The organism is Burkholderia sp. Ap-955, assembly GCF_011753045.1.
Classification (GTDB): Bacteria; Pseudomonadota; Gammaproteobacteria; order Burkholderiales; family Burkholderiaceae; genus Burkholderia; species Burkholderia lata_D.
This window is the reverse complement of sequence record NZ_VWWH01000009.1, coordinates 1-25,171: the sequence shown is the minus strand read 5'-3', so window position 1 is coordinate 25,171 and position 25,171 is coordinate 1. Positions and strand designations below refer to the sequence as shown.

The following is a 25,171-nucleotide window of genomic DNA, read 5'->3' as shown; positions in this document are numbered from 1 at the left end:
CAAATACAAATCTCATTATACGATGCGCAACCGGTCTCAAGCCGAACCGCGGGATGCCGCTGCCGCCCCGCTCGGCGCGCCGCCTTCCGATCTTCCCACACCGCTGCTCGGCGGTCTTACGCCGGCGCAATTCATGCGCGGCTACTGGCAGAAGAAGCCGCTCCTGATCCGCCAGGCAATCCCCGGCGTCGCGTCGCCGGTCTCGCGCGACGCGCTGTTCGAGCTTGCAGCGGACTATGACGCGGAATCGCGACTGATCACCCATTTTCGTAACAAGTGGCAACTTGAGCAGGGCCCGTTCGAGCCCGGCTCGCTGCCGGCCGTCACGCGCAAGGCCTGGACCCTGCTCGTGCAGGGGCTCGACCTGCACATCGATGCCGCGCGCGCACTGCTCGACCGCTTCCGCTTCATCCCCGATGTGCGTCTGGACGACCTGATGATCTCCTATGCGACGGACGGCGGCGGCGTCGGTCCGCACTTCGATTCGTATGACGTATTCCTGCTGCAAGTCGAAGGTCGGCGCCGCTGGCGCGTCGGTGCGCAGAAGGATCTGTCGCTGCAACCGGACGTGCCGCTGAAGATCCTCGAAAACTTCGAGCCGAGCGACGAATGGGTGCTGGAACCCGGCGACATGCTCTACCTGCCGCCGCACATCGCGCACGATGGCGTCGCCGAAGGCGAATGCATGACCTGCTCGATCGGCTTCCGGGCTCCGTCCGCCGGCGAGCTGGGCGCCCAGTTCCTGTACTATCTCGCGGAGCGTGGCGGCCTGCGCGACGGTTGCGGCGATGATCTTTACCGCGATCCGAAGCAGCCGGCCGTCGACACGCCCGCCCAGCTGCCTCCGGCGATGGTCGAGCGTGTTGCCGAGATCGTGGACGCGATCCGCTGGCGCAAGCGGGACGTCGCCGAATTCCTCGGCTGCTACCTGAGCGAGCCCAAACCGAACGTCGTTTTCGACCCGCCCGCGCGTCCGCTGTCCGAGGCCGCGTTCGTCACGCAAGCGTCACGTCGTGGCGTGTGTCTCGACAGAAGGGCCGCATTGATGTATAACGCGCGCTCGTACTTCATTAATGGTGAAGAAGGACCGCTCGAGCAGGCCAGCGAATGGCTGCCCGAATTGGCCAATCAACGCCAGATGGAGGCGAAACGGTTTGTAACACTATCCCGGGTTCCCTCGATGACAGCCTTGTTGCACGAGTGGTATCGTGCGGGCTGGATACGGGTCGGAAACCGGATTTAGTGTGAGTCGCCCCGTATGCCCGTACGGATCAAATTCTGTATGGGAAAGACAACGTATTGACCCCGCATTTGTCGACGGTCGATAGGAAAGTGCATATAATTTCCGCCCAAGCCGTAGGGAAGATTCACGCTCTAGAAGTGCATCTCCACCAGCGGCCCAGGTCGGTGTTGGAGCACATTACCGGTATTGTTTCGCGCTGTTGCTTACCTTTAACCATAAAAGGACGTGATCATGAAGAAATCCCTCCTCGTAGCTTCCCTGTTGGCTGCTGTTGCACTGGCTGCTTGCAACAAGAGCGCTGATCAAGCTGCTTCGTCGGCTGCTAGCGACGCTTCGGCTGCTGCTTCGTCGGCTGCTTCGGCAGTTGCTGGTGCTGCGAGCGACGCTTCGGCTGCTGCTTCGTCGGCAACGGCTGCTGCGAGCGACGCTGCTGCTGCAGTGGCGTCGGCTGCTTCGGCAGCGACGGCTGCTCCGGCTTCGGGCGCAAGCCAGTAAGCCTCAGCGTCAGCTGAAAAAAAACCGGCCCGAGGGCCGGTTTTTTTACGTCTGTCGTTTCTGCGTCTATCGCACGGCAGTCGCACCGGGCCGCCATAGCGGCCCTGCCCCGCTCATCCGAGCGCCAGCCAGTCGAAGCCCGCGTCCTGCGTGGCCACGACCACGTCGTCCCCGCTCGTCCCCAATACACCGCCAAACGCCTGGCGAACCAGCTCCGGCAGGTTGTTCTGCTGGCTCAGGTGCGCGGCGACCAGGTGCTGGAGGCGGCTGCGTTCAAGCGACGCAAGGATGTCCGCCGCCGCGTCGTTGCTCAGGTGGCCATGGTTGCCGCCGATGCGCGCCTTCAGCGACTGCGGATAGCGGCTCGCGGCCAGCATCGCTGTGTCGTGGTTGGATTCGAGCACCAGCGCGTCACAGCCGCTCAGCACGGCCGTGATGTGCGGCGTGGCCATTCCGACGTCCGTCAGCACGCCGAGCCGGCTGGCGCCGTCCATAAAGACGAACTGGAGCGGCTCACGCGCGTCGTGAGGGACGGTATAGGGCATCACGGCCAGATCGCGGATCGCGGCCGTCTCGTCGCCCCACAGCACGTGGAGGTCGACATCGGCCTCGTCCGCGCCGACCGCGCGCGCGGTGCCCCAGCTCATGTAGAGCGGCAGCGAGCCGCGACGGGCGAGCGTCAGCGCACTGCCGACGTGGTCGCTGTGTTCGTGGGTAATGAGGATCGCATCGAGATCGCCGATGCAGAGATTCAGTCGGCCGAGCCGGCGCTCGACCTCCTTGGCAGAAAAGCCGCAGTCGAGCAGCACGCGGGTGGTCGTCGTGCCGCTCGAGGCCTCGACGACCAGCGCGTTGCCTTCGCTGCCGCTTCCGAGGCTGGAGAATCGCACGCGCTTAGTTCAGCTGCGCGTGGAGCAGCGAAATGATCCGCTGTGCGTCCGACGAGTTGTCGACCTGGCCGTTTGCGCCGACCACCGCAACCTGCGTGCTGCCGTTGCCCTGCGCGCGCACGTTGACGAGATACTCCTTGCCCGGCTTCGCGGCCGACGGGCCACCATAGAACAGCTTGCCGAACAGGCCGTCGCGCTTGAGCTCTTCCATCGTGTTCGCATAGCGCACGGTGTACACGCCCTTCTCGCGATCGCGATTGTCGACCGCGAAGTTGGTGCGGTCGAGCGCCAGGCCCACACGCAGCCATGCACGGTCGAACGACTCGGCCAGTTGGAGCGTCGCCCCGCCGCTGCTGGTGTCGCTGACCTGCGCCGGCGCCGTCGCGGGACGGGCATCGGTCAGCAGCTGCTTCGCCTGCGCATCGGTCAGGCCAAACTTCTGCATCAGCTTCGACAGGAATACGGCTTCGAGCACCGGGTTGCGCGGACGCTCTTCCCAGCGCGACGACGTGCCGCCCTGCGGGCCGACCATCATTTCTTCCATCGCGCTGTGCGTGATCGAGATATCGGTGTTGCCGTCCGACGTGCGGTTCACGAGCGTACGGAAGCGGTCGCGCGTGCCGGACGAGTACGCGAAATCGATGACCTTGCCGATCGTACGGCGGAACCAGTCGTCGGGGATGTTCGCGCGGTTTTCAGCCCAGTCGGTGGCCATGATGCCCGTCGACGGCGCATCGGTCTTCAGCGAGAAGCCGTTCTCCTGCCAGAACTCCTTCAGGATCGGCCACAGCTGCTCGGGCGTCCGGCCGTCGACGACGAGCCAGCGGCGGTCGCCGTCGCGCTCGATGTGCATGCCGAGCGGATCCTGCGCGCTCGGGATGCCGTCAGTCGCATTGCCAGCCTGCGTCGTGACCCGCGGCGGCAGCGTGCCGAGACCGGCGTTGGTCGGCGGCGCGACGAACTGCTGCGTCGTCTGCACCGGCTTCAGGTCGCTCGGCACCGCGAGCGGCGGCGCCGAGCCGGTGTTCTTGTAGTTGACCCGGTCGGGGGCCAGGTAGTCGTTCAGCGTATCGCAGCCGGCGAGCGCGCCCAGCGCCAGCGCCATCACCGACATCTGGATGGCGCGAGAGGAAAAGGCGAAACGTTTCATGAAATCCTTCGTCTTGCTAGAACGCTCGTCAGGAGCGGCGCCGGACGGAGCCGGCCGGTGCGGGTTGATCAGGGTTCGAGCCGGCGGCCGCAGGACGCGGCCGCCTCGGCATCAGGCGAGGACGCCGGCCTCGACGAGGGCCGAACGCACGGCTTCGTGGCAGCGCTCGTCGAGCGCCGTGAGCGGCAGCCGGATGCCGCCCTGCATCTTGCCCATCGCCTGCAGCGCCCACTTCACCGGAATCGGGTTCGCTTCGATGAACAGGTTCTTGTGCAGCGACAGCAGCTTCATGTGCAGCGCGCGAGCCGTCTGTACGTCGCCAGCCAGCGCCGCGCGGCACAGGTCGCTCATCGCGCGCGGTGCGACGTTCGCCGTGACCGAGATATTGCCGTGGCCGCCGAGCAGCATCAGCGCGATCGCGGTCGGATCGTCGCCGCTGTAGATCGCGAAATGCTTCGGCGCGGCCTTGATCAGGTGCGCGGCGCGATCGATGTTGCCGGTCGCCTCCTTCACGCCGATGATGCCCGGCACGTCCGCGAGGCGCAGCGTCGTCTCGTTCGCCATGTCGGCGACCGTACGGCCCGGCACGTTGTACAGGATCACCGGCAGATCGACCGCTTCGGCGATCGTCTTGAAGTGACGGTACATGCCTTCCTGCGTCGGCTTGTTGTAGTACGGCACGACCTGCAGCGTCGCGTCCGCGCCGACAGCCTTCGCGTGCTTCGTCAGCTCGATCGCCTCGGCGGTCGAGTTGCCGCCCGCGCCCGCGATGATCGGGATGCGTTTCGCCGCATGCTCGACCGCCGTGCGGATCATCAGGATGTGCTCTTCGACGTTGAGCGTTGCCGACTCGCCGCTCGTACCGACCACGACGAGCGCATCGGTGCCTTCAGCGATGTGCCAGTCGATCAGTTTGCGAAACGCCGGCAGGTCGAGACTGCCGTCTTCGAGCATCGGGGTGACGATCGCGGGGATGCTGCCGCGGATTTGAATGCCGTCTTGGGTGCCGTTAGCCATGAAACGCGATTGAGATTATGTACCGGTAAACATTGAGATTGTAGCGGATTAGCCGGGCAGTTCGTAACGTGGAATTCCCGCCCCCGCCTTCGGGGTCGCGCCCTCGCGCACTGCGCAGAGACGCTGGACGAACGCCTCGCGCGGCGCGGCGACGAACCCGTCCTCGTACGCAACCACCCGCAGGCGGCCGTGCACGGCGTCCAGCAGCTCGCCCGGGGCGAGCAGGAACGCGGGGTTGGACGGTTTCCCGACCGTTTCGTTTCCTTGCGCGAAGGTTTCGTAGATCAGCACGCCACCCGGCGCCACCGCATCGAGCAGATGGGGCCAGAGTGGACGATGCAGATAATTCGTGACGACCACCGCCGCAAACTGCTCGCCGGCCGGCAACGGCCACGGCGCGCCTTCGAGATCGGCGTCACGGGCGTCGACGCCCGGAATCGAACACAACGCGGCCAGTGCGGCCGGGTCGCGCTCGAGTGCGACGACCGCATGGCCGTGCGACGCGAACCAGCGCGCATGGCGGCCGCCGCCCGCAGCGACATCCAGCACCGCGCCGCCTGGCGACACCAGCCGCGCCCATTGCGCGACCCAGCGCGACGGCTCGGCCTGGGCGACGTGGCCGCCCGCGGCGGCGATGACGGATGCGCTCATGCGGTCGATCAGTTGTACGACAGGCCCATCGCGTCGCGCACGTCGCGCATCGTTTCCGTCGCGTACTTGCGCGCCTTGTCGCAACCGTCCGCGACGATCGCGCGCAGCAGCGACGGATCGTCCATGTACTTCTGCGCGCGCTCGAGCATCGGCTGCTGTTCGCGCAGGATGCCTTCGACGACCGGCTGCTTGCAGTCGAGGCAGCCGATGCCCGCCGAGCGGCAGCCCTTCTGCACCCAGTCGTGCGTCGCTTCGTCGGTGTAGACCTGATGCAGCTGCCACACCGGGCACTTGTCGGGGTCGCCCGGATCGGTGCGGCGCACGCGCGCGGGATCGGTCGGCATCGTGCGGACCTTCTTCGTGATCGTCTCGGCGTCTTCCCGCAGGCCGATCGTGTTGCCGTACGACTTGGACATCTTCTGCCCGTCGAGGCCCGGCATCCGCGATGCTTCGGTCAGCAGCGCCTGCGGCTCGACGAGGATGATCTTGCGCGCGCCTTCGAGATAGCCGAACAGGCGCTCGCGGTCGCTCATCGACAGGCTCTGCGATTCCTGCAGCATCGCGCGCGCCTGTTCGAGCGCCTCGTCGTCGCCCTCCTGCTGATAGGCGTTGCGCAGCTCGTGATAGAGCTTCGCGCGCTTGCCGCCGAGTTTCTTCGCGGCATCGAGCGCCTTCTCCTCGAAGCCCGGCTCGCGGCCGTACAGGTAGTTGAAGCGGCGTGCGATCTCGCGCGTCATCTCGACGTGCGGCACCTGGTCTTCACCGACCGGCACGAGCGAGCCGCGATACAGCAGGATGTCGGCCGCCATCAGCACCGGGTAGCCGAGGAAGCCGTAGGTCGACAGGTCCTTGTCCTTCAGCTTCTCCATCTGCTCCTTGTAGGTCGGCACGCGTTCGAGCCAGCCGAGCGGCGTGCTCATGCCGAGCAGCAGCGCGAGTTCGGCGTGCTCGGGCACCTTGCTCTGAATGAACAGCGTGGCCTGCGCCGGATCGATGCCGGATGCGAGCCAGTCGATCAGCACGTCCCACACGTTCTTCTCGATGACCTCGGGAGTCTCGTAGTGCGTCGTCAGCGCATGCCAGTCGACGACGCAGAAGAAGCACGGGTACTCGGACTGCAGCTTCACCCAGTTTTTCAGCACGCCGTGGTAGTGACCGAGGTGCAGCGACCCGGTGGGTCGCATGCCGGAGAAAATACGTTCAGGGAACATGATTGTCGTTAGAGAAGCGAGGCGAATGGGGACAGGATGGCGCTCAGGACGGCGTAGCCGACGTTGACGAGCGGGCGCAGCCAGAAGTTCGTCAGCACGCCCGTCGCGACCAGCACGAGGACGATGATGAAACCGTACGGCTCGATGCGCGACAGCGCGATCGATTGCTTCGTCGGCAGCAGCGCCGCCAGGATGCGGCCGCCGTCGAGCGGCGGCAACGGAAACAGGTTCAGCACGCCGAGCACGAGGTTCGCGCTGACGCCGGCAAACGCCATCCGCGTGAAGAAGGGCTCGTCGATGCCGACGGCGGGCAGCACGAGGGTCAGCACACCCCAGATCAGCGCCTGCACGAAGTTGCAGGCCGGGCCCGCGAGCGATACCCACAGGCTGCCCCAGCGCGGATCGCGCAGGTTGCCGAACGACACCGGCACCGGCTTCGCATAGCCGAATAGGAACGCGCCGCCCGTCAGGAAATACATCGCGAGCGGGATCGCGATCGTGCCGAGCGGATCGATGTGACGCATCGGGTTGAACGACACGCGCCCCATCATGTAGGCGGTATTGTCGCCGAGCAGGCGGGCGGCGTAGCCATGCGCGGCCTCGTGCAACGTGATCGCGAAGATCACGGGCAGCGCATAGACGGCGATGGTCTGTATCAGGGAAGCATCCATATCGCGTTATTGTAACAAGCGCACTCGCGCAAAAAATGGAACGACGCGCTTACGCGGCCGAGAGTCCGAACGGTTCGAGCGCGCCGCGCCCCGCGCGCACGAGTTCGGGCTCGTCGCCGGTCAGGTCGATCACCGTCGACGGCTCGCGCGGGCATGCGCCGCCGTCGATCACAAGGTCGACCTGTTTCTCGAGCCGCTCGCGGATTTCTTCAGGATCGTTGAGCGGCTCGTCGTCCGGCGGCAGGATCAGCGTCGTGCCGAGCAGCGGCTGGCCGAGCGATTCGAGCAACGCGAGCGTGATCGCATGATCGGGCACGCGCAGCCCGATCGTCTTGCGCGACGGGTGCGACAGCCGGCGCGGCACTTCCTTCGTCGCCTGCAGGATGAAGACGTACGGGCCCGGCGTCACCGACTTGATCTGCCGGTACTGGCGGTTGTCGACCATCGCGAAGTTGGCGAGCTCCGACAGGTCGCGCACGAGCAGCGACAGGTGCTGCTTCTCGTCGAGGCCGCGAATCCGGCGCACGCGCTCGACCGCGTCCTTGTCGTCGAGATGGCACGCGAGCGCATAGCTCGAATCGGTCGGCATCGCGATCACGCCGCCCTTGCTGACGATTTCCACGGCCTGCTTGATCAGGCGCGGCTGCGGATTTTCCGGGTGAATCCTGAAGAACTGGGACATGGGGGGTGGTAAAGGGGGAGAAGTCGGGTGCGCGCGGCCGGCAGCAACGAAGGTGGCAGGCCGCCGCCCGGTGTCAGAGCCAGCGTTCCCAGACCGGTGTCAGGTCCGGCGGCAGCGGCGGCAGGCTGCCGAGCTCGACGCGGCCCTCGCCTGGCGCATGGAAATCCGAGCCGCGCGACGCTTCGAAGCCGAAGCGGCGTGCGACGTCCGCATATTCGCGGTACTGGTCGGGGGCGTGGCTGCCCGTGACGACCTCGATCGCGCGGCCGCCCAGATCGATGAACTCGCCGAAGAACGCGTCGAATTCGACGGGCGTATAGCGGTAACGGCCCGGATGCGCGACCACGGCTTCGCCGCCGGCCGCCCGAATCCACGCGACGGCATCGGGCAGCGTCGCCCAGCGGTGCGGGACGAACCCGGGCTTGCCGTCGCCGAGCAGCCGATCGAACACGTCGGACGTCGACGTCGCGTGGCCGTTTTCAACGAGGAAGCGGGCGAAATGCGTGCGCGAGATCAGGTCGGGATTCGACACATACTTCAACGCACCTTCGTACGCACCGGGAATGCCGAGCGTGGCAAGCTGCTCGCCGATCGCCACCGCGCGCGCCGCGCGGCCGTGGCGCGTGCGGTACAGGCCGTCGACCAGCACCGGATTCGCGGGATCGACATTCAGACCGACGATGTGCACGGTGCGCGACGCCCACGTAACCGAAATCTCGACGCCGCTCAGGTAGCGCATGCCGAGCGCTTCCGCTTCGCTGCGCGCCGCTGCCTGGCCGCCGATCTCGTCGTGGTCGGTCAGCGCCCACAGGGTCACGCCGCCGGCATGGGCGCGGCGCGCGACGTCGGCAGGCGGCAGCAACCCGTCGGAAACATTCGAATGGCAGTGGAGATCGGCGTTCATTGTCGGCATGGCAGGTAAGGCTTCATTCTACTGCAACGCGGCAATGCGCCGCCCGCGTGCCCCGCCGCTGCCGCCGCGCGCTTACGCGCAGAACGCCTCGATCAGCGCCGCGATCTGCTCGGGCTGGTCGTGATGCACCATGTGGCCGGCATCCTCGACGAGCTTCTCGCGCCAGTCGGGGAACGCGTTGAAGCGCGCCTTGAATTCCGGCAGCGGGATGTCGCCCGCGATGTGGGCCAGCGTCGGCGAATTGACGGCTTCGACGTGCAGCACCTTCGCGCGCACCTGCGCCCAGGTGGCCATCACTTCGTCGAGCCGGTACAGCAGCGGGCCCGGCATCTTGTGTGCCGGGTCGGCCAGCAGGTGGTATTGGCCGTCGTCGCCGCGCTTCGACCAGTGCGCGGCAAGGAACGCCGCGCGGCGCGGGTCGAGCCGCGGATTGGTCTTGGTCAGGCGCGCCGCCACGTCGTCGAGGGACGCGTAAGGGCGCAGCACGGGCGGTTCACGCAACTCGTCCAGCCAGCCGCGCAACCGGCGCGGCGCCTGTTCGGCCCGCGCGGGCGCCAGCCCGAAACCCTCGAGATCGACCACGCGCCGCACGCGCTCCGGCCGCGCGCCGGCATACAGGCACACGACGTTCGCGCCCATGCTGTGCCCGACCAGGTTGACTTCGCCGGTCGGCGCATAGTGGTCGACGAGTGCATCGAGGTCGCCCAGATACTCGTGGAACCAGTAGTGGCCGCCGCCTTGCCGCGCGACCGGCCAGTCGGACAGCCCGAAACCGCGCGCATCGGGCGCGATCACCTGCCAGTCGCCCGCAAGCGCATCGACAACGAACTGGAACGACGCCGCGACGTCCATCCAGCCGTGCAGCATGAACAGCGTGGGCGCATCGGGCCGGCCCCAGCGCCGGACATGCAGCTGGACGCCGCGCACCGTGACGAAATCGGAAACAGAACTCAAGGCACTCATTGCAGCCGCCAGAAAAAAGAATGATCGTTCGATTATAGCGGCGACGCCCTCTTTCCGGCGTCCGGCAATCGAGGCGCCGCTCTAGCGGCGCGCATACGCCAGGGGCTGTCGGGACGCGCCCCGTCCCGGGCACCCGGGTCGGCTGGCGGCAGTCGACGCGCGGCCGAACGCGAGCCGGCTAGCGTGGCGCGTTACCGTCCGCCACGTCCTGCGCGGCCAGTTCGTCGAGTTCGGCCTGCTCGAATCCGGCATCGCGGCGCGCATCGAAATTGAACGGGCCGCGCAGCCGCGGCGCATGGTATTGCTCGGCGAGCTGCCGGTAGGTCGGCACGGGATCGCGGCCGGCTTCGTCGCACAGATGCCGGAACCAGCGGTTGCCGATCGCGACATGGCCAATTTCGTCGCGCAGGATCACATCGAGGATCGCAGCCGACGCATCGTCGCCCGCCTGCACGAGCCGCGCACGGATCGGCGGCGATGCATCGAGCCCGCGAGCCTCGAGCGTGCGCGGCACGAGCGCCATGCGCGCCAGCACATCGCCCTTGGTCCGCTCGCACATCTCCCACAGACCGTTGTGCGCGGGAAAATCGCCGTACGCATGCCCGAAAGCCGCCAGGCGGTCGGACAGCAGCGTGAAGTGATAGGCCTCCTCGGCCGCCACCTTCAGCCAGTCCGCGTAGAACGGGGCCGGCAGGCCCGTGAAGCGCCAGACCGCGTCGAGCGCCAGGTTGATCGCATTGAACTCGATATGGGCAAGCGCGTGCAGCAGCACGGCGCGCCCTTCAGGCGAACGCATGCTGCGTCGCTCGAGCTGGCGCGGCTCGACGAGCGGCGGGCGCGCCGGCCGGCCGGGCAGATCGGCCGGTTCGGGCAATTCGAGCGACGGCGCGATCGCCGCCTGCCCGGCCCGCAGTGCGTCGTAGAGCGCGCGCACCTGGGCGGCCTTGGCCGCGGGTTCGGCGTCACGCAGCGCGGCCAGCGCGGTGCGGCGCACGCAGGCAGACGCATTGCCGAAAGAAGAAGACTCCATGCTCATAAACGGGGACACCCTGCGTGCGCATCGCGGGAGCGCACGCACGCGACGGTTTACAATAGGCGATTGTTCCGCGGCGCATGCGCCGGGCAAACCAGACGCGCCATTCTACCGGCGCCCTTCATCGAAGAGACAAGGAGACTCCGTGACGATCTACAAGCTGGGCGATACGGCCCCGACGATCCACGAAAGCGTATTCGTCGCCGATACGGCGGCCATCATCGGCAAGGTCGTGCTCGAGGAGAATGCGAGCGTCTGGTTCGGCGCGACGATTCGCGGCGACAACGAGACGATCACCGTCGGTGCAGGCAGCAACGTCCAGGAAGGCGCGGTGCTGCACACGGACCCCGGCTTTCCGCTGACGATTGCCGAAAACGTGACGATCGGGCATCAGGCCATGCTGCACGGCTGCACGATCGGCGAGGGTTCACTGGTCGGTATCCAGGCGGTGGTCTTGAATGGAGCGGTCATCGGCCGCAACTGTCTGGTTGGTGCCGGCGCGGTCGTGACGGAAGGCAAGACGTTCCCGGACAACTCGCTGATTCTCGGCGCACCGGCGAAAGTCGTGCGCGAGCTGTCGGCGGAAGACATTGCGCGGCTGCGCACGAACGCGAAGACGTACGTCGAGCGGCGTGCGCATTTCAAGGAGCAACTCGTGCGGATCGGGTGATTCGCACGGATTTCAAGGAAGAAGAGTGAGCGACCAGTTACAGAAATTCATGTTCAATGCGGCGCCCGTGCGCGGCGAGATCGTTTCGCTGCGCAATACGTGGCAGGAAGTGCTCTCCCGCCGCGACTACCCTGCCCCGGTGCGCACGGTGCTCGGCGAGATGATGGCCGCGTGCGCGCTGCTGTCCGCGAACCTGAAATTCAACGGCACCCTGATCATGCAGATCTTCGGCGACGGGCCGGTCCAGATGCTGGTCGTCCAGTGCGGTTCGGATCTGTCGATGCGGGCCACCGCGAAGTTCGCCGGCGACTCAGCCCAGACGATCGGCGACGACACCAGCTTCGCATCGCTCGTCAATGCGAGCGGCCACGGCCGTTGCGTGATCACGCTCGACCCGGCCGACAAGCTGCCGGGCCAGCAGCCGTACCAGGGCATCGTGCCGCTGAACGGCGTCGACGGCCCGCTCGAATCCGTCTCGCAGGTGCTCGAGCATTACATGCATCACTCGGAGCAGCTCGACACGCGGATGTGGCTCGCGGCCGATCGCGACCGCGCGGTCGGCATGCTGCTGCAGAAGCTGCCGGGCGACGGCGGCATCGTGCCGCGTAACGCCGAAACCGATACCGATACGTGGGAGCGCGTCTGCACGCTCGGCGGCACGCTGTCCGCACAGGAACTGCTCGAAGTCGAACCGGAAGTCGTGTTCCGCCGGCTGTTCTGGCAGGAAAACGTGCAGCACTTCGAACCGGCCGGCACGCGCTTCCAGTGCTCGTGCTCGCGCGAGAAGGTCGGCGCGATGCTGCGCATGCTCGGCCGTGAAGAAGTCGACAGCGTGATCGTCGAGCGCGGCCATGTCGAGATTCATTGCGAGTTCTGCAACCAGCGCTATGAATTCGATCCGGTCGATGTCGCGCAGCTGTTCGCGGCACCCGGCGTCGAGACGGGCATCGCGCCCGCGACCGAGCAGCGTCACTGATCAGTGGCCCGATGCCGACGTGCGGGCACGGGCGCATAATGGACGCACGAGCGTCGCACGCAAGGCTCCCGCGCCGAAGTCACGCACTTCGGCGCAAGCCGCTTCCCGTCGTCGGCGCGCTGCAGGAGAAACACATGAATCGCCCGCTTCATCGTCCGTTCCGCGCCATCGTCCTGACGAGCGTTGCCGCCGGCACGCTCGCGCTGGCCGGTTGCGCGATGCCCCCGCCGACTTCCACGATCCTGAGCCGCCTGCCCGAACCCGGTGCATCGGGCGGCCAGCCGCCCGCGCTGTCGAGCGCCGAACGCAAGCGCTATGACGAGATCGACCAGCAGGTGCTGCGCGAACAGAACAGCGCGATGGCAGCCGAGGCCGCCGCGCGCGCATGGGCCTATTACTCGCCGCCGCCGGTGACGGTCTACGGTGGGTATTACGGCGGATGGGGCAATCGCTGGGGCTCGGGCATCAGCTACGGCTACCCGGGATGGTGGTGGTGAGCGTGCATCGCTCAGCCGATTGACTACCGGCAGGAAATAAAAAAGCGCGGCATTTCCCGCGCTTTTTCAATGGGTTCGAGCAATCGTGCATCAGTGATGCGCGGCCTTGCCCTTGTCGCCGCCATGATGCCGCGACGGCTTCGCGATCGACTGCGGATTCGGCACGACACGCACCGGTGCCGCGGACACGGCGCCGCGCGTCGACGTATTCGACGGTGTGTTGTTCAGCGGTACAGCAGGCGCATTCGGCGACACGAACTGCACGAATACCTCGCCGTCCTTCACCATGCCCATCTCGTAGCGCGCGCGCTCCTCGATGGCCGCCGTGCCGCCCTGCAGATCCTGCACTTCACCAGCGGTGCGCTCGTTGCGCAGCTTCTCGTCCGCGTTCTTCTGGAGCTGGTCGTCGAGCTGCTGACGCAATTCATGCACCCGCAGCCAGCCGCCGTGTCCCCACCATAGGGGGTACTGAATGAGCGCCAGCAAGGCAATCAGGACGACAGTGACAAGCCGCATGTAAGAACCGCAGATATAAGAAGCGCCGCTCCGCGCACATGCACAGAGCGGCGTCGATATGACGAACCCGATAGTAGCGCGTTAGCGCAGGTTATAGAAAGCCGATTTACCCGGGTAGCTTGCGATGTCGCCGAGATCTTCCTCGATGCGCAGCAGCTGGTTGTACTTCGAGATGCGGTCGCTGCGCGACAGCGAACCCGTCTTGATCTGACCGGCGTTCAGGCCGACCGCGATGTCCGCGATCGTCGAATCTTCCGTTTCGCCCGAGCGGTGCGAGATCACGGCCGTGTAGCCTGCACGCTTCGCCATTTCGATTGCCGCGAACGTTTCGGTCAGCGTACCGATCTGGTTGATCTTGATGAGGATCGAGTTCGCGATGCCCTTCTCGATGCCTTCCTTCAGGATGCGCGTGTTCGTGACGAACAGGTCGTCGCCGACCAGCTGCACCTTCTTGCCGAGGCGGTCGGTCAGCAGCTTCCAGCCTTCCCAGTCGCTTTCGTGCATGCCGTCCTCGATCGACACGATCGGGAACTTGTCGGCGAGCGTCGCGAGGTAGTCGGTGAATTCGGCCGACGACAGTTGCAGGCCTTCGCCCGCGAGCTGGTACTTGCCGTCGTGGTAGAACTCGGATGCCGCGCAGTCGAGTGCGAGCAGCACGTCTTCACCGGCACGGTAGCCGGCTTTCTCGATTGCCTGCAGGATCGTCGACAGGCACTCGTCGTTGCTGCCGAAGTTCGGCGCGAAGCCGCCTTCGTCGCCGACTGCCGTGCTCATGCCGCGATCGCTCAGGATCTTCTTCAGTGCGTGGAACACTTCCGCGCCGCAACGCAGGGCTTCACGGAACGTCGGCTGGCTCACCGGGACGATCATGAATTCCTGGATGTCGAGGCTGTTGTTCGCGTGCGCGCCGCCGTTGACGATGTTCATCATCGGCACCGGCAGTTGCATGGCACCCGAACCGCCGAAATAGCGGTACAGCGGCAGGCCGGCCTCTTCGGCGGCTGCCTTCGCGACGGCCATCGACACGGCCAGCATCGCGTTCGCGCCGAGGCGCGACTTGTTGTCGGTGCCGTCCAGCTCGAGCAGCGTCTTGTCGAGGAACGCCTGTTCCGACGCGTCGAGGCCCATGATGGCTTCGGAGATTTCGGTGTTGATATGCTCGACTGCCTTCAGCACGCCCTTGCCGTTGTAGCGGCCGGCTTCGCCGTCGCGCAGTTCGATCGCTTCACGCGAGCCGGTGGACGCGCCCGACGGCACCGCCGCGCGGCCCATCGTGCCCGATTCGAGCAGCACGTCGCATTCGACGGTGGGGTTGCCGCGCGAATCCAGAATCTCGCGGCCGATGATATCTACGATTGCACTCATGGGTTTCCTCTGAGAATGACGATGGATTCTTCAAACTGCGACGGCGCGCGCGCCTGAACCGCTTTCGCTACTGACGCGAGAAGCCGTCGCAAGGTTCATTCGATCTTTAATTGAAATCGTTTTCCAGGAACGGATTGCGCTTCACCGCCTGGTCGAGCGTGCCGAGGGTCTCCAGCAGCGCACCCATCCGGTTCAGCGGCACCGCGTTCGGGCCGTCCGACTTTGCTTCGGCCGGATTCGGGTGCGTCTCCATGAACAGGCCCGCGACGCCCGTCGCGACTGCCGCCCGTGCGAGCACCGGCACGAATTCGCGCTGGCCGCCCGAGCTCGTGCCCTGCCCGCCCGGCAGCTGCACCGAGTGGGTCGCATCGAACACGACCGGCGCGTTCGTCTCGCGCATGATCGCGAGCGAACGCATGTCCGACACGAGATTGTTGTAGCCGAACGAGACACCGCGCTCGCACGCCATGAAGCGGTCTTCCGACAGTCCCGCTTCACGGGCGGCGTCGCGCGCCTTGTCGATCACGTTCTTCATGTCGTGCGGCGCGAGGAACTGGCCCTTCTTGATGTTGACGGGCTTGCCCGAGCGCGCGCACGCATGGATGAAATCGGTCTGGCGGCACAGGAACGCCGGCGTCTGCAGCACGTCGACGACCGACGCGACCTGCTCGATCTCTTCGATCGAATGCACGTCGGTCAGCACCGGCAGGCCGAGCTGGCGTTTCACCTCGGACAGGATCCGCAGGCCCTCGTCCATTCCGAGGCCACGGAACGACTTGCCCGAGCTGCGGTTCGCCTTGTCGTAGGACGACTTGTAGATGAACGGAATGTTCAGCTTCGCGCAGATTTCCTTCAGGCGGCCCGCCGTGTCGATCGTCATTTGCTCCGATTCGACGACGCAGGTACCCGCGATCAGGAAGAAAGGCTTGTCGAGACCGACCTCGAAATCGCACAGCTTCATGCTTGCACTCCGCGCGCTTGCTTGTTGGCAAGCGCAGCTTCGACGAACGACTTGAAGAGGGGATGACCGTCACGCGGCGTGGACGTGAATTCCGGGTGGAACTGGACGCCGACGAACCACGGGTGCATCGAACGCGGCAGCTCCATCATTTCCGGCAGATCCTCGCTCGGGGTACGGGCGCTGATGATAAGGCCGCCGGCTTCGAGCTGGGGCACGAAGCGGTTATTGACTTCATAACGGTGGCGATGGCGCTCGTTCACGTCCTTGCCATAGATCTCTTCCGCCATCGTGCCCGGCTTGATCGGGCAGCGCTGCGAACCCAGGCGCATCGTGCCGCCGAGATCGGATTCCTCGGTGCGCGTCTCGACCTTGCCGTCGCGGTCGTACCACTCGGTGATCAGCGCGACCACGCGTTCCGGCGTGTCCGGCTCGAATTCCGTGCTGTTCGCCTGTTTCAGGCCGACGACGTCGCGCGCGAACTCGATCACCGCGAGCTGCATGCCGAGGCAGATGCCGAGATACGGCACCTTGGCTTCACGCGCATAGCGGATCGCCGCGATCTTGCCTTCCGTGCCGCGACGGCCGAAACCGCCCGGCACCAGCACGGCGTCGAGATGCTTCAGGCTGTCGACACCGTTCGTCTCGATCTCTTCCGAGTCGATGTATTCGATGTTGACCTTGGTCGACGTGTGCAGCGACGCGTGGCGCAGCGCCTCGATCAGCGACTTGTACGACTCGGTCAGGTCGACGTACTTGCCGACCATGCCGATCGTCACTTCGTGCTTCGGGTTCTCGAGCTTCTCGACGAGCGCCGACCACATGGTCAGGTCCGCGTCCTTCGGCGACAGCTTCAGTTCCTCGCAGATGATGCGGTCGAGACCCTGGTCGTGCAGCATCTGCGGAATCTTGTAGATGCTGTCGGCGTCCCACACCGAGATCACGGCGTCTTCCGGCACGTTCGAGAACATCGAGATCTTCTTCGATTCGTCGTCCGGAATGCGGCGGTCCGCACGGCACAGCAGCACGTGCGGCAGGATGCCGATCTCGCGCAGCTTCTGCACGCTGTGCTGGGTCGGCTTCGTCTTCAGCTCGCCGGCCGTCGCGACGTACGGCACCAGCGTCAGGTGCACGAAGCACGCGCTGTTGCGGCCGAGGCGCAGGCTCATCTGGCGCGCGGCTTCCAGGAACGGCAGCGATTCGATGTCGCCGACCGTGCCGCCGATCTCGACGATCGCGACATCCGGCTCACCGCAGGTGGCCGACGCGGCCCCGCGCTCGATGAACGCCTGGATTTCGTTCGTGATGTGCGGAATGACCTGCACGGTCTTGCCGAGATAGTCGCCGCGGCGTTCCTTGCGGATCACCGATTCGTAGATCTGGCCGGTCGTGAAGTTGTTGGCCTTGCGCATCTTCGTGCTGATGAAGCGCTCATAGTGGCCGAGGTCGAGGTCGGTCTCCGCTCCGTCTTCCGTCACGAACACTTCGCCGTGCTGGAACGGGCTCATCGTGCCGGGGTCGACGTTGATGTACGGATCGAGTTTGAGGAGGGTGACTTTCAGACCGCGCGATTCGAGGATCGCGGCGAGAGAGGCGGCGGCAATACCCTTGCCGAGGGAAGAAACTACGCCGCCGGTGACGAAAACATATTTGGTCATCGCTGGATGCTCGCGGGAAAAACGGATTATACCGTAAAGCCCGCCCTTCTCTCAGCAATTGGCGTGATGATCGCGCCCTTTCGCGCCGCCCCGCATCAGCCGTGCTCGCCGGGGCAAAGCCGCCCGCCGGCCGGTGCAACCGCGCGTGCCGGAGGCGGCGCCCCGGCTGCCGAACCGTGCGTCAGGCGCGCTTCGCGAGCGGGGTGACGGCATGCGACACATCGCCCTCGGCCGCCCTCAGCGAATTCAGCATCCGCTGCAATGCGCGGGCGGTCTCGAGCGGCCGCTCCATCGGAAACAGGTGGCTGCCTTCCAGCCATTCGACGCGGCCGCGCGCCGCGCGGCGTGTCGCATCGAGCCCGACCTGACGCACCTCGCGCGAACGCGTTCCGGCGAGGAAGCCGAGCGGCACCGGCGCGCCGTGCGCGAGCCGCGAGCCGAGCGTGTGCGGCAGCGTCCGGTAGATCAGGTATTCGACCTGCCGGTCGAACGCGAGCGAGCGCTCGCCGTTGGCGCCGGCCTGCGGAATCCCGTAGTCGATGTAGTCGGCCAGCATCCGTTCGTCCCAGCGGGCGAACGCCGGTTTCTCGCGGAAGTGCCGCCAGACTTCGTCACGGCTTACCCAGTGCGTACGCCGGTTGCGCGTCGCGGCGGCCGGCGACAGCCGCTCGTCGAGCCCCGCCCACTGGCTCGCGCGCAATGCGCCGGCGCGCCAGCCCGCGATGATCGGCGAATCGATCATCACGACGCCGCGCACCCATTGCGGCTTCTTCAGCGCGGCCATCAGCGACAGGTAGCCGCCGAGCGAATGGCCGACGAGCCAGACGGGACGCTCGTAGCGGCTGCCGATGTCGTCGAGCAGTTGCTCGACGAGATGCGGCCAGTCGCGCGTCACCGGGTAGCGGCGGTCGTGGCCGATCCGTTCGATGTAGCGCAGCTCGTAGTCGTCGGCCAGTTCGGCGAAGATCGTGCGGTACGTCGATGCCGGAAAGCCGTTCGCATGCGAGAAGTGGAGGATGTCCTTCAAACGCCGATGTCTCCTTTGTCGACCGGAGTTGGCGCTTCAGCGCCTACTCCGGTCCCATGCTTCGCGGTCGACAAGAGTTAGTCGCTTTAGCACTTACTCTCGTCCCATGCTTCGCGGTCGGCCGGAGTCAGTGCTTCAGCAACTTCTCCGGTCCCATGCTTCGCGTTCTGCCGGGCCCATGCTTCGGCATCGAGCGCGGCTCCCGGGCCATCTTATTGATACGCCGGCTTTCGCCGCGCTCACCGATCCATCCAGTACCGTCGCCAAACGTCGCGATGACGCTCGAAGGCAAACCCGCCGTCGGCCGGCGCGACGTCGAACCGCACGGCGCCGTCGCGATCGGTGCGCGGCAGCGGGATCCCGCGCGCCTCGTAACGGGCGAGAACCGTCCGGTGCGGATGTCCGAAACGATTGCGATAGCCTACAGGAAATACCGCGACGCGCGGCCCGACCGAATCGAGGAAAGGCTCGACCGACGACGTGCGGCTGCCGTGGTGCGGCACGACCAGGATCTGCGCGGCCAGCGCGTCGCGCGCGGCGGCCACGAGCTCGCGTTCTGCGCGCGCCTCGATGTCGCCCGTCAGCAGCGCGGACGTATTGCCCGCATCGATGCGCAGCACGCACGACTGCCCGTTCGAGGTACCCGCACCCGGGCCGCCCTGCGGCCACAGCATCGTGAACGCGACGCCGTCCCAGGTCCAGCGCTGCCCGGCCACGCACGGCAGCCGGTCGGCAACGCCGGCGGCCGCGGCGTCGCGCCACAGCCGGCTGTTCGGCGCAATGCCGGCCAGCAGTTGGCGCACGTCGGCAGCCGCATAGACGGCCGGCGCGCCGCCCGCGTGATCGGCATCCGCGTGACTGAGCACGAGCGAATCGATCGCCGCGATGCCGCGTGCACGCAACGCCGGCGCAACGATCCGCGCGCCGGCGTGGGTCGACTCCGCGCCCGGCCCCGCATCGAACAGCAAGGTACGCCGCGCGGTCTCCACCAGCACCGACGCGCCCTGCCCGACGTCGAGCACCGTCAGCCGGAAGCCGCCCGGCGGTGGCGCATCAGATGCCGGCGCGACGAGCGGCAGCCACGTGAGCGGGGCCGCCCAGCGCAACGGCCAGCCGCGCGGCATCAGCGCCCATGCGACGCCCACGCAGGCCAGCACCAGCACCGGCCAGTCGGGCATGCGCAGCCAGAACACGCCGGCCGGCCAGTCGGCGAGGTATCCCAGCAGCGTCATCATCGGTTCGAGCGCCGCATGCGCAAGCCGGAACGCATACGCATCGAGCGGCGCGGGCAGCGCGATACCGGCCAGCACGATCGGCGTCACGACCGAGCTGACCCACGGAATCGCGAACGCATTACCGAACGGGCCCGACAGCGATATCTGCGCGAACCATGCGGCAGTGAGTGGCGCGAGACCGATCGTCACCGCGTACTGCACGCGCGTGGCCTCGGCGATACGGCGCCCGGCGCGTGCACTCCACGCGCGCAACCGGCTCGACAGGCCGGCCGTGCCGTCGCCCCCCTCGCCTTCGGCACCGGCCTCACGCGCGGCACGCCAGCCGGCCACGGCCAGCAAGATCACCGCGACCGCCCCGAACGACAGCCAGAATCCGGCCGACAGCACGGCCCACGGGTCGGCAAGCAGCACGCCGCCGAGCGACGCGCACAGCACGGCGGACGTCGGCACGCGGCGCCCGGCCAGATACGCGATGCCGCCGGCCGCGATCATCCACCATGCGCGCTGCGCCGGCACGTTGAAGCCGGCGAGTGCCGCATAGCCGCCCGCGGCTGCCAGTGCGGCGAGCGCGGCCGCGTAAGGTGCCGGCAACACGAGCGTCGCGGCCCGCGCGCGCCAGCGCAGGCGGCGCCAGACCATCGATACGAGCCCGCCCGCGATCGCGCCGACGAGCCCGACATGCAGGCCGGAAATCGCGACGAGGTGGCTCGTGCCCGTGTTGCGCAGCACGCGCCAGTCGTCGTCGCCGATGCCCGACTGGTCGCCGATCGCGAGCGCGGCGACGATGCCGCGATGGCCCGCGTCGCTGCCGAGCGACTCGCCGATACGCGAGCGCAGCGCGTCGCGCAGCCGATCGATCGACGCACGCCATCCCGATGCGCGTTCATCGAGTAATTCCGCCCGCCGGGGCGCGCTGACATAGCCGATCGCGCGAATGCCTGCGGCCAGCCATGCCGCCTCGCTGTCGCGCACGCCGGGATTGGCCTCGGCATGCGGGCGCTTCAGGCGTACGACGAAACGCCAGCGCTGCGCGGCGCGCAGATCGGGAAGTGGATCGCGTGTCACCGATGCGCCATAAGCGCGCCACGACAGCCGGATCAACGGCGGGAAACGGCTCAGCCCCGCATCGTTCGACTCGACCGCGACCAGCAGCCGCGCGCCTGTCTCGTCGACCACGGGCAGCCCGCGGATCACGCCGGTGACGACGATGTCGCGCCCTTCCCACTCGACGGGCAGGCTGTCGCGCAGCCGCCATTCGGCCCGCGCGGCCGCGTAGCCGAACCCGACGACGCACGCCACGAGCGCGCACAGCATCCATCCGAATGCGACGGTCGCCCGCGTACGCCGGCGACGCATGCTCCACACGCTCAACACCGCGCAGCCCACGAGCACGGCCGCACCGATCGTCCATGCGAGCGCCCCCGGCAGCGTCGCCTGCCGCTGCAGTACGACCACGCCGAGCGCGAACGCGATCCACCACACGCGCATCGCCTCTCCTCGTCGACCCGGCGCCACCATCGAGCATGCGGCGCCTCAGGGCAACGATTATGCGGACGAAAGTGCGAGTCGCGGCAGCGCGGCGAGCGCGTTAGCCGAAGTGCATAGGGACACCGCGCCGGCGTCGATCCCGCGCAGTTCGGCGAGCACGTCGCCGATGCGCGGCACCTGGTCGGGCGTGTTCCGGGATTTGTACGCCCATTCGGGCGCGATGTCGGGTGCGTCCGTCTCGACGACGATCGCCTCGAGCGGCAACTGCGCCGCGAGCCGGCGGATCTGCAGCGCGCGCGTGAAGGTCACGTTGCCGCCGAAGCCGAGATGCAGCCCGTGCGCGAGATACGCTTCAGCCTGCTGGAAACTGCCGTTGAACGCATGCGCGATGCCGCGCCGCACGCCGAAACGGCGCAGCCCGGCGAGCACGCGATCCTGCGACTTGCGCACGTGGCACAGCACGGGCAGATCGAATTCGCGCGCGAGCTTGAGCTGCCCCTGGTAGAAGAACTGCTGCCGGTCTTCGTCGAGCCCCGGCACGAAATAGTCGAGCCCGATCTCGCCGATCGCGACGAAGCGCGGATCGTCGAGGCTCGCCTCGATCTCCATGCGCAGCAGGTCGAGATCCTCGTCGCGTGCGCGTGGCGTATACATCGGATGGATGCCAAGCGCGTAGACCGCGCCCGGTGTGCGTTGCGCGAGTTCGCGCACCGTCGTGAAGTTGTCGCGCCCGACGCTCGGGATCACGATGCGCGACACGCCGGCGGCGCGCGCCGCGTGCGCGACCGCGTCGCGGTCGGCGTCGAACTCGGCGGCATCGAGATGGCAGTGCGTGTCGATCCACATGGCGGCAGTCCTGCGCGCTGGCGCCGCACCGGGACCACCCCGGCAGCAGGCCAAGCGCGTTCGCTTCTTACACCGGCAGCGCCGGCTCCTCGTGCAGCACGCCGTCGCGCAGCCGCATGATGCGGTCGCAGCGCGCGGCGAGATCGGGATCGTGCGTGACGATCACGAAGCTCGTTTCGAGCGTCTCTGACAATTCGAGCATCAGGTTGAACACCGTATCGGCCGTCGTGCCGTCGAGGTTGCCGGTCGGCTCGTCGGCGAGCACGCACGCGGGCTTCGTGACCAGCGCACGCGCGATCGCAACGCGCTGCCGTTCGCCGCCCGACAGCTCGCCCGGCCGGTGCTTCGCACGCGGGCCGAGACCGACGCGTTCGAGCATCGCCTGGGCCTGCTCGCGCGCGTCCTCGGTCGTCATCCGGCGGATGCGCAGCGGCATCGCGACGTTGTCGAGCGCGGTGAACTCGGGCAACAGGTGGTGGAACTGGTAGACGAAGCCGAGCGCACGGTTGCGCAGTTCGTTGCGCTCGCGCTCGGCGAGTTGCGTGAACGGCTTGCCGAGCAGCGACACCTCGCCCGCGCTCGGCTCGTCGAGCCCGCCCAGCACGTGCAGCAGCGTGCTCTTGCCGGAACCCGACGCGCCGACGACCGCGAGCTTCTCGCCGCGCCGCACGGTCAACTCGGTGTTGTTGAGCACCTGCACGTTGAAGCCGCCCTGCACGAACGCCTTCGTGATCCCGCGCGCCTGAAGCACGTATTCCTGCATACCTGCCGAATCCTGTTTGTTGTGTTGTCGTGAATCCGCGAATGCGGTCGCGCGATCATTCATAGCGGAGCGCCTCCGCCGGCTTCACCTTCGCCCCGCGCCAGCTCGGATAGAGCGTCGCGACCGCCGACAGCGCGAACGCGATCAGCCCGATCCGGATCACGTCGCTCGCGACGAGTTCGGACGGCAGCTCGCTGATGAAGTACACGGACGGCGGCAGGAACTGCACGCCGAACAGGTGCTCGATCATCGGGATCAGCCACGGGATGCTCCACGCGATCAGGCAGCCGAGCGCGACGCCCGACGCCGTGCCGACGAAGCCGATCGTCACGCCCTGCACGACGAAGATCTTCATGATCGACCCCGGCTGCGCGCCGAGCGTGCGCAGGATCGCGATGTCGGCCTGCTTGTTGGTCACCGTCATCACGAGCGACGACACGAGGTTGAAAGCGGCCACCGCGATGATCAGCGTGAGGATGATGAACATCATCCGCTTCTCGATCTGCACGGCCGAGAACCAGGTCTTGTTCTGCTGGGTCCAGTCGCGGATATACAGGCTGCCCGACAGCGTATGCGACAGCTCGACCGCCACGTCCGGCGCCTTCTGCATGTCCTTCAGCCGCAGCCGCACGCCGGTCGGCGCGGCCATCCGGAACAGCGCCTCGGCGTCGCGGATGTTGATCATCGCGAGCGTGCTGTCGTATTCGTAGTGCCCGGACTCGAACACGCCGACGACCGTGAACTGCTTCAGCCGCGGCATCATGCCGGCCGGCGTGATCGATCCTTCCGGCGCGACCAGCGTGACCTTGTCGCCGACCGTCACGCCGAGGTTGCCCGCGAGCGCATCGCCGAGCACGATGCCGAACTGGCCCGGCACCAGCGCGCCGAGCTGGCCCGCCTTCATGTCCTTGCCGATGTCCGACACCTGCGGCTCGAGCGTCGGCTCGACGCCGCGCAGCATCACGCCGCTCACCGCGTCCTGGCGGGTGAGCAGCGCCTGCGCGTCGACGTACGGCGCCGCGCCGATCACCGACGGATTGCGGCGCGCTTCCTGCGCGGTCAGTTGCCAGTCGGGCATCGAGCCGGTCGGCGAGAACACCTCGACGTGCGCGAGCACCGACAGCATGCGGTCGCGCACTTCCTTCTGGAAGCCGTTCATCACGGACAGCACGACGATCAGCGCCGCGACGCCGAGCGCGATCCCGAGCATCGACACGAGTGCGATGAAGGAAATGAAGCCGTTACCGGTCGTGCGTTTGCCGGCGCGCGTGTAGCGCCAGCCGATCTGCCATTCGTACGGAAGTTTCAAGCGAATCCTTTCTGCTGGTTACGGCGGGGAGGCGCCCCGCGGCCGGACCGCCGCCCGGTGGCGGCCACCGGCCCGGGCACGGTCGAAAAACGGCCGCCGGACGCGAACGGGCCGTCAGCCGGCCCGATCACGCGCGCAGTTTGCCATACAATGCGCACCATCATGCACGACCGACGCCTCCATTTTCTCGTTCCGTTCGCGCTGCCGTCGGCGGCCGATGCGGCCTCGTCCCTGCACACGCTGGACAGCCCCGCGCTCGAAAAGTTGCTCGCCCGCGCCAGCCTCGTCGAGCGCGTGGCCGGCGAGGACTTCCAGCGCACGCTGCCGCACGAGCGCTGGCTGGCCCGCCAGTTCGGCGCAACCCAGGGCAACGCCGCGGACGAGGCGCCGCTCGCGCCCTACATGCTGCTGGCCGACGGCGGCGATCCCGGCGCGCACGCGTGGGCTTGCGTCGAGCCCGTCCACGTCGAAATCGCGCACGATCACCTGGTGCTCGTCGATCCGGCGGCCCTCGCACTCGACGAAGGCGACGCCGCCGCGCTGCTCGCGGTCGCGCGGCCGCTGATCGAGGAGCTCGGCGTCCGGCTCGAGGCGCCGAACCCATCACGCTGGTACCTGTCGAGCGAGCAGCTCGCCCGCCTCGCCGGCGCCGCGCCGCTGCGCGCGAGCGGCCGCAACATCGAGATCTGGCTGCCGCACGAAGCCCATACGGGCGAGCGCTCGCGGATGTGGATGAAGCTGCAGAACGAAGTGCAGATGGCGTGGTTCCAGCATCCGGTCAACGAGGCCCGCGAGGCGCGTGGCCTGCCGGCCGTCAATTCGATCTGGTTCCATGCGCAGGGCACGCTGAAGCCGGTGGGCAAGCCGTTCGCGCGCGTGCTGTCCGCGTCGCCTGCGGCGCTCGGCCTCGCGCGCGCCGCGCAAGCCGACGCCGGCGCGCCGCC

At 67.2% G+C, this 25,171-nt stretch carries 26 protein-coding genes; 6 read left to right on the top strand and 20 right to left on the bottom strand.

Annotated features, from left to right (window positions below; all coding sequences use genetic code 11):
- The first annotated feature begins 22 nt into the window (after window positions 1–22).
- Window positions 23–1,243, top strand: a complete 1,221-nt coding sequence (locus F3J15_RS07755; protein WP_166889633.1) for a cupin domain-containing protein — start codon at window positions 23–25, stop codon at window positions 1,241–1,243.
- A gap of 56 nt (window positions 1,244–1,299) precedes the next feature.
- Window positions 1,300–1,545 (top strand): hypothetical protein, encoded by a 246-nt coding sequence (locus tag F3J15_RS38200; RefSeq protein ID WP_075122947.1) that lies wholly within the window; start codon window positions 1,300–1,302, stop codon window positions 1,543–1,545.
- Window positions 1,546–1,565: 20 nt separating this feature from the next.
- Here F3J15_RS38200 and F3J15_RS07750 read toward each other — a convergent pair whose 3' ends face one another.
- From F3J15_RS07750 to F3J15_RS07700, 11 genes are all read right to left on the bottom strand, one after another.
- On the bottom strand, window positions 1,566–1,730 hold the full coding sequence (locus tag F3J15_RS07750) for a hypothetical protein (RefSeq protein ID WP_164725389.1): 165 nt from the start codon (window positions 1,728–1,730) through the stop codon (window positions 1,566–1,568).
- Between the two features lie 121 nt (window positions 1,731–1,851).
- A complete protein-coding gene (locus tag F3J15_RS07745) occupies window positions 1,852–2,628 on the bottom strand; it encodes an MBL fold metallo-hydrolase (RefSeq protein WP_089445922.1) in 777 nt (258 codons plus the stop codon).
- A 4-nt stretch (window positions 2,629–2,632) separates the two neighbouring features.
- Window positions 2,633–3,778 carry an outer membrane protein assembly factor BamC gene (gene bamC / locus F3J15_RS07740; protein ID WP_069248335.1) on the bottom strand — a complete coding sequence of 382 codons (1,146 nt, stop codon included), beginning with the start codon at window positions 3,776–3,778 and terminating at the stop codon, window positions 2,633–2,635.
- A gap of 111 nt (window positions 3,779–3,889) precedes the next feature.
- Window positions 3,890–4,795 (bottom strand): 4-hydroxy-tetrahydrodipicolinate synthase, encoded by a 906-nt coding sequence (gene dapA, locus F3J15_RS07735; RefSeq protein WP_089445923.1) that lies wholly within the window; start codon window positions 4,793–4,795, stop codon window positions 3,890–3,892.
- 48 nt (window positions 4,796–4,843) lie between these two features.
- Window positions 4,844–5,446, bottom strand: coding sequence for a class I SAM-dependent methyltransferase (locus F3J15_RS07730; protein WP_166889511.1), 603 nt, complete (start codon window positions 5,444–5,446; stop codon window positions 4,844–4,846).
- 8 nt (window positions 5,447–5,454) lie between these two features.
- Window positions 5,455–6,657 carry a tryptophan--tRNA ligase gene (locus F3J15_RS07725; RefSeq protein ID WP_011352534.1) on the bottom strand — a complete coding sequence of 401 codons (1,203 nt, stop codon included), beginning with the start codon at window positions 6,655–6,657 and terminating at the stop codon, window positions 5,455–5,457.
- A gap of 8 nt (window positions 6,658–6,665) precedes the next feature.
- Window positions 6,666–7,328 (bottom strand): site-2 protease family protein, encoded by a 663-nt coding sequence (locus F3J15_RS07720; RefSeq protein ID WP_039364721.1) that lies wholly within the window; start codon window positions 7,326–7,328, stop codon window positions 6,666–6,668.
- Window positions 7,329–7,377: 49 nt separating this feature from the next.
- Window positions 7,378–8,010 carry an L-threonylcarbamoyladenylate synthase gene (locus tag F3J15_RS07715; protein ID WP_089445925.1) on the bottom strand — a complete coding sequence of 211 codons (633 nt, stop codon included), beginning with the start codon at window positions 8,008–8,010 and terminating at the stop codon, window positions 7,378–7,380.
- Between the two features lie 73 nt (window positions 8,011–8,083).
- Window positions 8,084–8,914: a 3',5'-nucleoside bisphosphate phosphatase gene (locus F3J15_RS07710; RefSeq protein WP_069249326.1), complete on the bottom strand. Its 831-nt coding sequence runs from the start codon at window positions 8,912–8,914 to the stop codon at window positions 8,084–8,086.
- 81 nt (window positions 8,915–8,995) lie between these two features.
- Complete coding sequence (locus F3J15_RS07705) at window positions 8,996–9,886, bottom strand: alpha/beta hydrolase (RefSeq protein ID WP_166889508.1); 891 nt, start codon at window positions 9,884–9,886, stop codon at window positions 8,996–8,998.
- 178 nt (window positions 9,887–10,064) lie between these two features.
- Window positions 10,065–10,922, bottom strand: a complete 858-nt coding sequence (locus F3J15_RS07700) for a ferritin-like domain-containing protein (RefSeq protein WP_166889506.1) — start codon at window positions 10,920–10,922, stop codon at window positions 10,065–10,067.
- Between the two features lie 142 nt (window positions 10,923–11,064).
- Here F3J15_RS07700 and F3J15_RS07695 point away from each other — a divergent pair, with 142 nt between their 5' ends.
- The 3 genes from F3J15_RS07695 (at window position 11,065) to F3J15_RS07685 (ending at window position 13,062) form a co-directional block, all read left to right on the top strand.
- A complete protein-coding gene (locus F3J15_RS07695; RefSeq protein ID WP_071334714.1) occupies window positions 11,065–11,589 on the top strand; it encodes a gamma carbonic anhydrase family protein in 525 nt (174 codons plus the stop codon).
- A gap of 25 nt (window positions 11,590–11,614) precedes the next feature.
- Window positions 11,615–12,565 (top strand): Hsp33 family molecular chaperone HslO, encoded by a 951-nt coding sequence (gene hslO, locus F3J15_RS07690; RefSeq protein WP_089445930.1) that lies wholly within the window; start codon window positions 11,615–11,617, stop codon window positions 12,563–12,565.
- Between the two features lie 134 nt (window positions 12,566–12,699).
- The gene (locus F3J15_RS07685) at window positions 12,700–13,062 is read left to right on the top strand and encodes a hypothetical protein (RefSeq protein ID WP_166889504.1); all 363 of its coding nucleotides are present in this window, start codon (window positions 12,700–12,702) and stop codon (window positions 13,060–13,062) included.
- Window positions 13,063–13,152: 90 nt separating this feature from the next.
- On the opposite strand, the gene ftsB is transcribed toward F3J15_RS07685, so the two are convergent.
- From ftsB to F3J15_RS07640, 9 genes are all read right to left on the bottom strand, one after another.
- On the bottom strand, window positions 13,153–13,578 hold the full coding sequence (ftsB, locus tag F3J15_RS07680) for a cell division protein FtsB (RefSeq protein ID WP_046546044.1): 426 nt from the start codon (window positions 13,576–13,578) through the stop codon (window positions 13,153–13,155).
- A gap of 81 nt (window positions 13,579–13,659) precedes the next feature.
- Entirely contained in the window at window positions 13,660–14,943 is a 1,284-nt protein-coding gene (eno, locus tag F3J15_RS07675) for a phosphopyruvate hydratase (protein ID WP_011352544.1), read from the bottom strand.
- Window positions 14,944–15,049: 106 nt separating this feature from the next.
- Window positions 15,050–15,904, bottom strand: a complete 855-nt coding sequence (kdsA, locus tag F3J15_RS07670) for a 3-deoxy-8-phosphooctulonate synthase (protein ID WP_166889502.1) — start codon at window positions 15,902–15,904, stop codon at window positions 15,050–15,052.
- A complete protein-coding gene (locus F3J15_RS07665; protein ID WP_069248345.1) occupies window positions 15,901–17,559 on the bottom strand; it encodes a CTP synthase in 1,659 nt (552 codons plus the stop codon). The genes kdsA and F3J15_RS07665 overlap by 4 nt, the downstream gene beginning before the upstream one ends.
- A 181-nt stretch (window positions 17,560–17,740) precedes the next feature.
- On the bottom strand, window positions 17,741–18,586 hold the full coding sequence (locus F3J15_RS07660) for an alpha/beta hydrolase (RefSeq protein ID WP_166889500.1): 846 nt from the start codon (window positions 18,584–18,586) through the stop codon (window positions 17,741–17,743).
- Between the two features lie 239 nt (window positions 18,587–18,825).
- Window positions 18,826–21,309: a DNA internalization-related competence protein ComEC/Rec2 gene (locus F3J15_RS07655; RefSeq protein WP_166889498.1), complete on the bottom strand. Its 2,484-nt coding sequence runs from the start codon at window positions 21,307–21,309 to the stop codon at window positions 18,826–18,828.
- Window positions 21,310–21,366: 57 nt separating this feature from the next.
- Window positions 21,367–22,155: a TatD family hydrolase gene (locus F3J15_RS07650; RefSeq protein ID WP_089445935.1), complete on the bottom strand. Its 789-nt coding sequence runs from the start codon at window positions 22,153–22,155 to the stop codon at window positions 21,367–21,369.
- 67 nt (window positions 22,156–22,222) lie between these two features.
- Window positions 22,223–22,918 (bottom strand): lipoprotein-releasing ABC transporter ATP-binding protein LolD, encoded by a 696-nt coding sequence (lolD, locus tag F3J15_RS07645; protein WP_034174517.1) that lies wholly within the window; start codon window positions 22,916–22,918, stop codon window positions 22,223–22,225.
- Between the two features lie 55 nt (window positions 22,919–22,973).
- Window positions 22,974–24,227: a lipoprotein-releasing ABC transporter permease subunit gene (locus F3J15_RS07640; protein ID WP_043190315.1), complete on the bottom strand. Its 1,254-nt coding sequence runs from the start codon at window positions 24,225–24,227 to the stop codon at window positions 22,974–22,976.
- A gap of 150 nt (window positions 24,228–24,377) precedes the next feature.
- Here F3J15_RS07640 and F3J15_RS07635 point away from each other — a divergent pair.
- The coding region (locus F3J15_RS07635) for a regulator (RefSeq protein WP_166889495.1) at window positions 24,378–25,171 on the top strand (794 nt) is incomplete at its 3' end.

Coding starts and splice junctions, on each gene's coding strand:
- F3J15_RS07685 (WP_166889504.1), top strand. CDS start 12,700: ATGAATCGCCCGCTTCATCGTCCGTTCCGCGCCATCGTCCTGACGAGC.
- F3J15_RS07655 (WP_166889498.1), bottom strand. CDS start 21,309: ATGCGCGTGTGGTGGATCGCGTTCGCGCTCGGCGTGGTCGTACTGCAG.
- F3J15_RS07725 (WP_011352534.1), bottom strand. CDS start 6,657: ATGTTCCCTGAACGTATTTTCTCCGGCATGCGACCCACCGGGTCGCTG.
- F3J15_RS07755 (WP_166889633.1), top strand. CDS start 23: ATGCGCAACCGGTCTCAAGCCGAACCGCGGGATGCCGCTGCCGCCCCG.
- F3J15_RS07720 (WP_039364721.1), bottom strand. CDS start 7,328: ATGGATGCTTCCCTGATACAGACCATCGCCGTCTATGCGCTGCCCGTG.
- F3J15_RS07710 (WP_069249326.1), bottom strand. CDS start 8,914: ATGAACGCCGATCTCCACTGCCATTCGAATGTTTCCGACGGGTTGCTG.
- kdsA (WP_166889502.1), bottom strand. CDS start 15,904: ATGAAGCTGTGCGATTTCGAGGTCGGTCTCGACAAGCCTTTCTTCCTG.
- dapA (WP_089445923.1), bottom strand. CDS start 4,795: ATGGCTAACGGCACCCAAGACGGCATTCAAATCCGCGGCAGCATCCCC.
- F3J15_RS07665 (WP_069248345.1), bottom strand. CDS start 17,559: ATGACCAAATATGTTTTCGTCACCGGCGGCGTAGTTTCTTCCCTCGGC.
- bamC (WP_069248335.1), bottom strand. CDS start 3,778: ATGAAACGTTTCGCCTTTTCCTCTCGCGCCATCCAGATGTCGGTGATG.
- eno (WP_011352544.1), bottom strand. CDS start 14,943: ATGAGTGCAATCGTAGATATCATCGGCCGCGAGATTCTGGATTCGCGC.
- F3J15_RS07650 (WP_089445935.1), bottom strand. CDS start 22,155: ATGTGGATCGACACGCACTGCCATCTCGATGCCGCCGAGTTCGACGCC.
- F3J15_RS07705 (WP_166889508.1), bottom strand. CDS start 9,886: ATGAGTGCCTTGAGTTCTGTTTCCGATTTCGTCACGGTGCGCGGCGTC.
- F3J15_RS07715 (WP_089445925.1), bottom strand. CDS start 8,010: ATGTCCCAGTTCTTCAGGATTCACCCGGAAAATCCGCAGCCGCGCCTG.
- F3J15_RS07700 (WP_166889506.1), bottom strand. CDS start 10,922: ATGAGCATGGAGTCTTCTTCTTTCGGCAATGCGTCTGCCTGCGTGCGC.
- F3J15_RS07730 (WP_166889511.1), bottom strand. CDS start 5,446: ATGAGCGCATCCGTCATCGCCGCCGCGGGCGGCCACGTCGCCCAGGCC.
- ftsB (WP_046546044.1), bottom strand. CDS start 13,578: ATGCGGCTTGTCACTGTCGTCCTGATTGCCTTGCTGGCGCTCATTCAG.
- lolD (WP_034174517.1), bottom strand. CDS start 22,918: ATGCAGGAATACGTGCTTCAGGCGCGCGGGATCACGAAGGCGTTCGTG.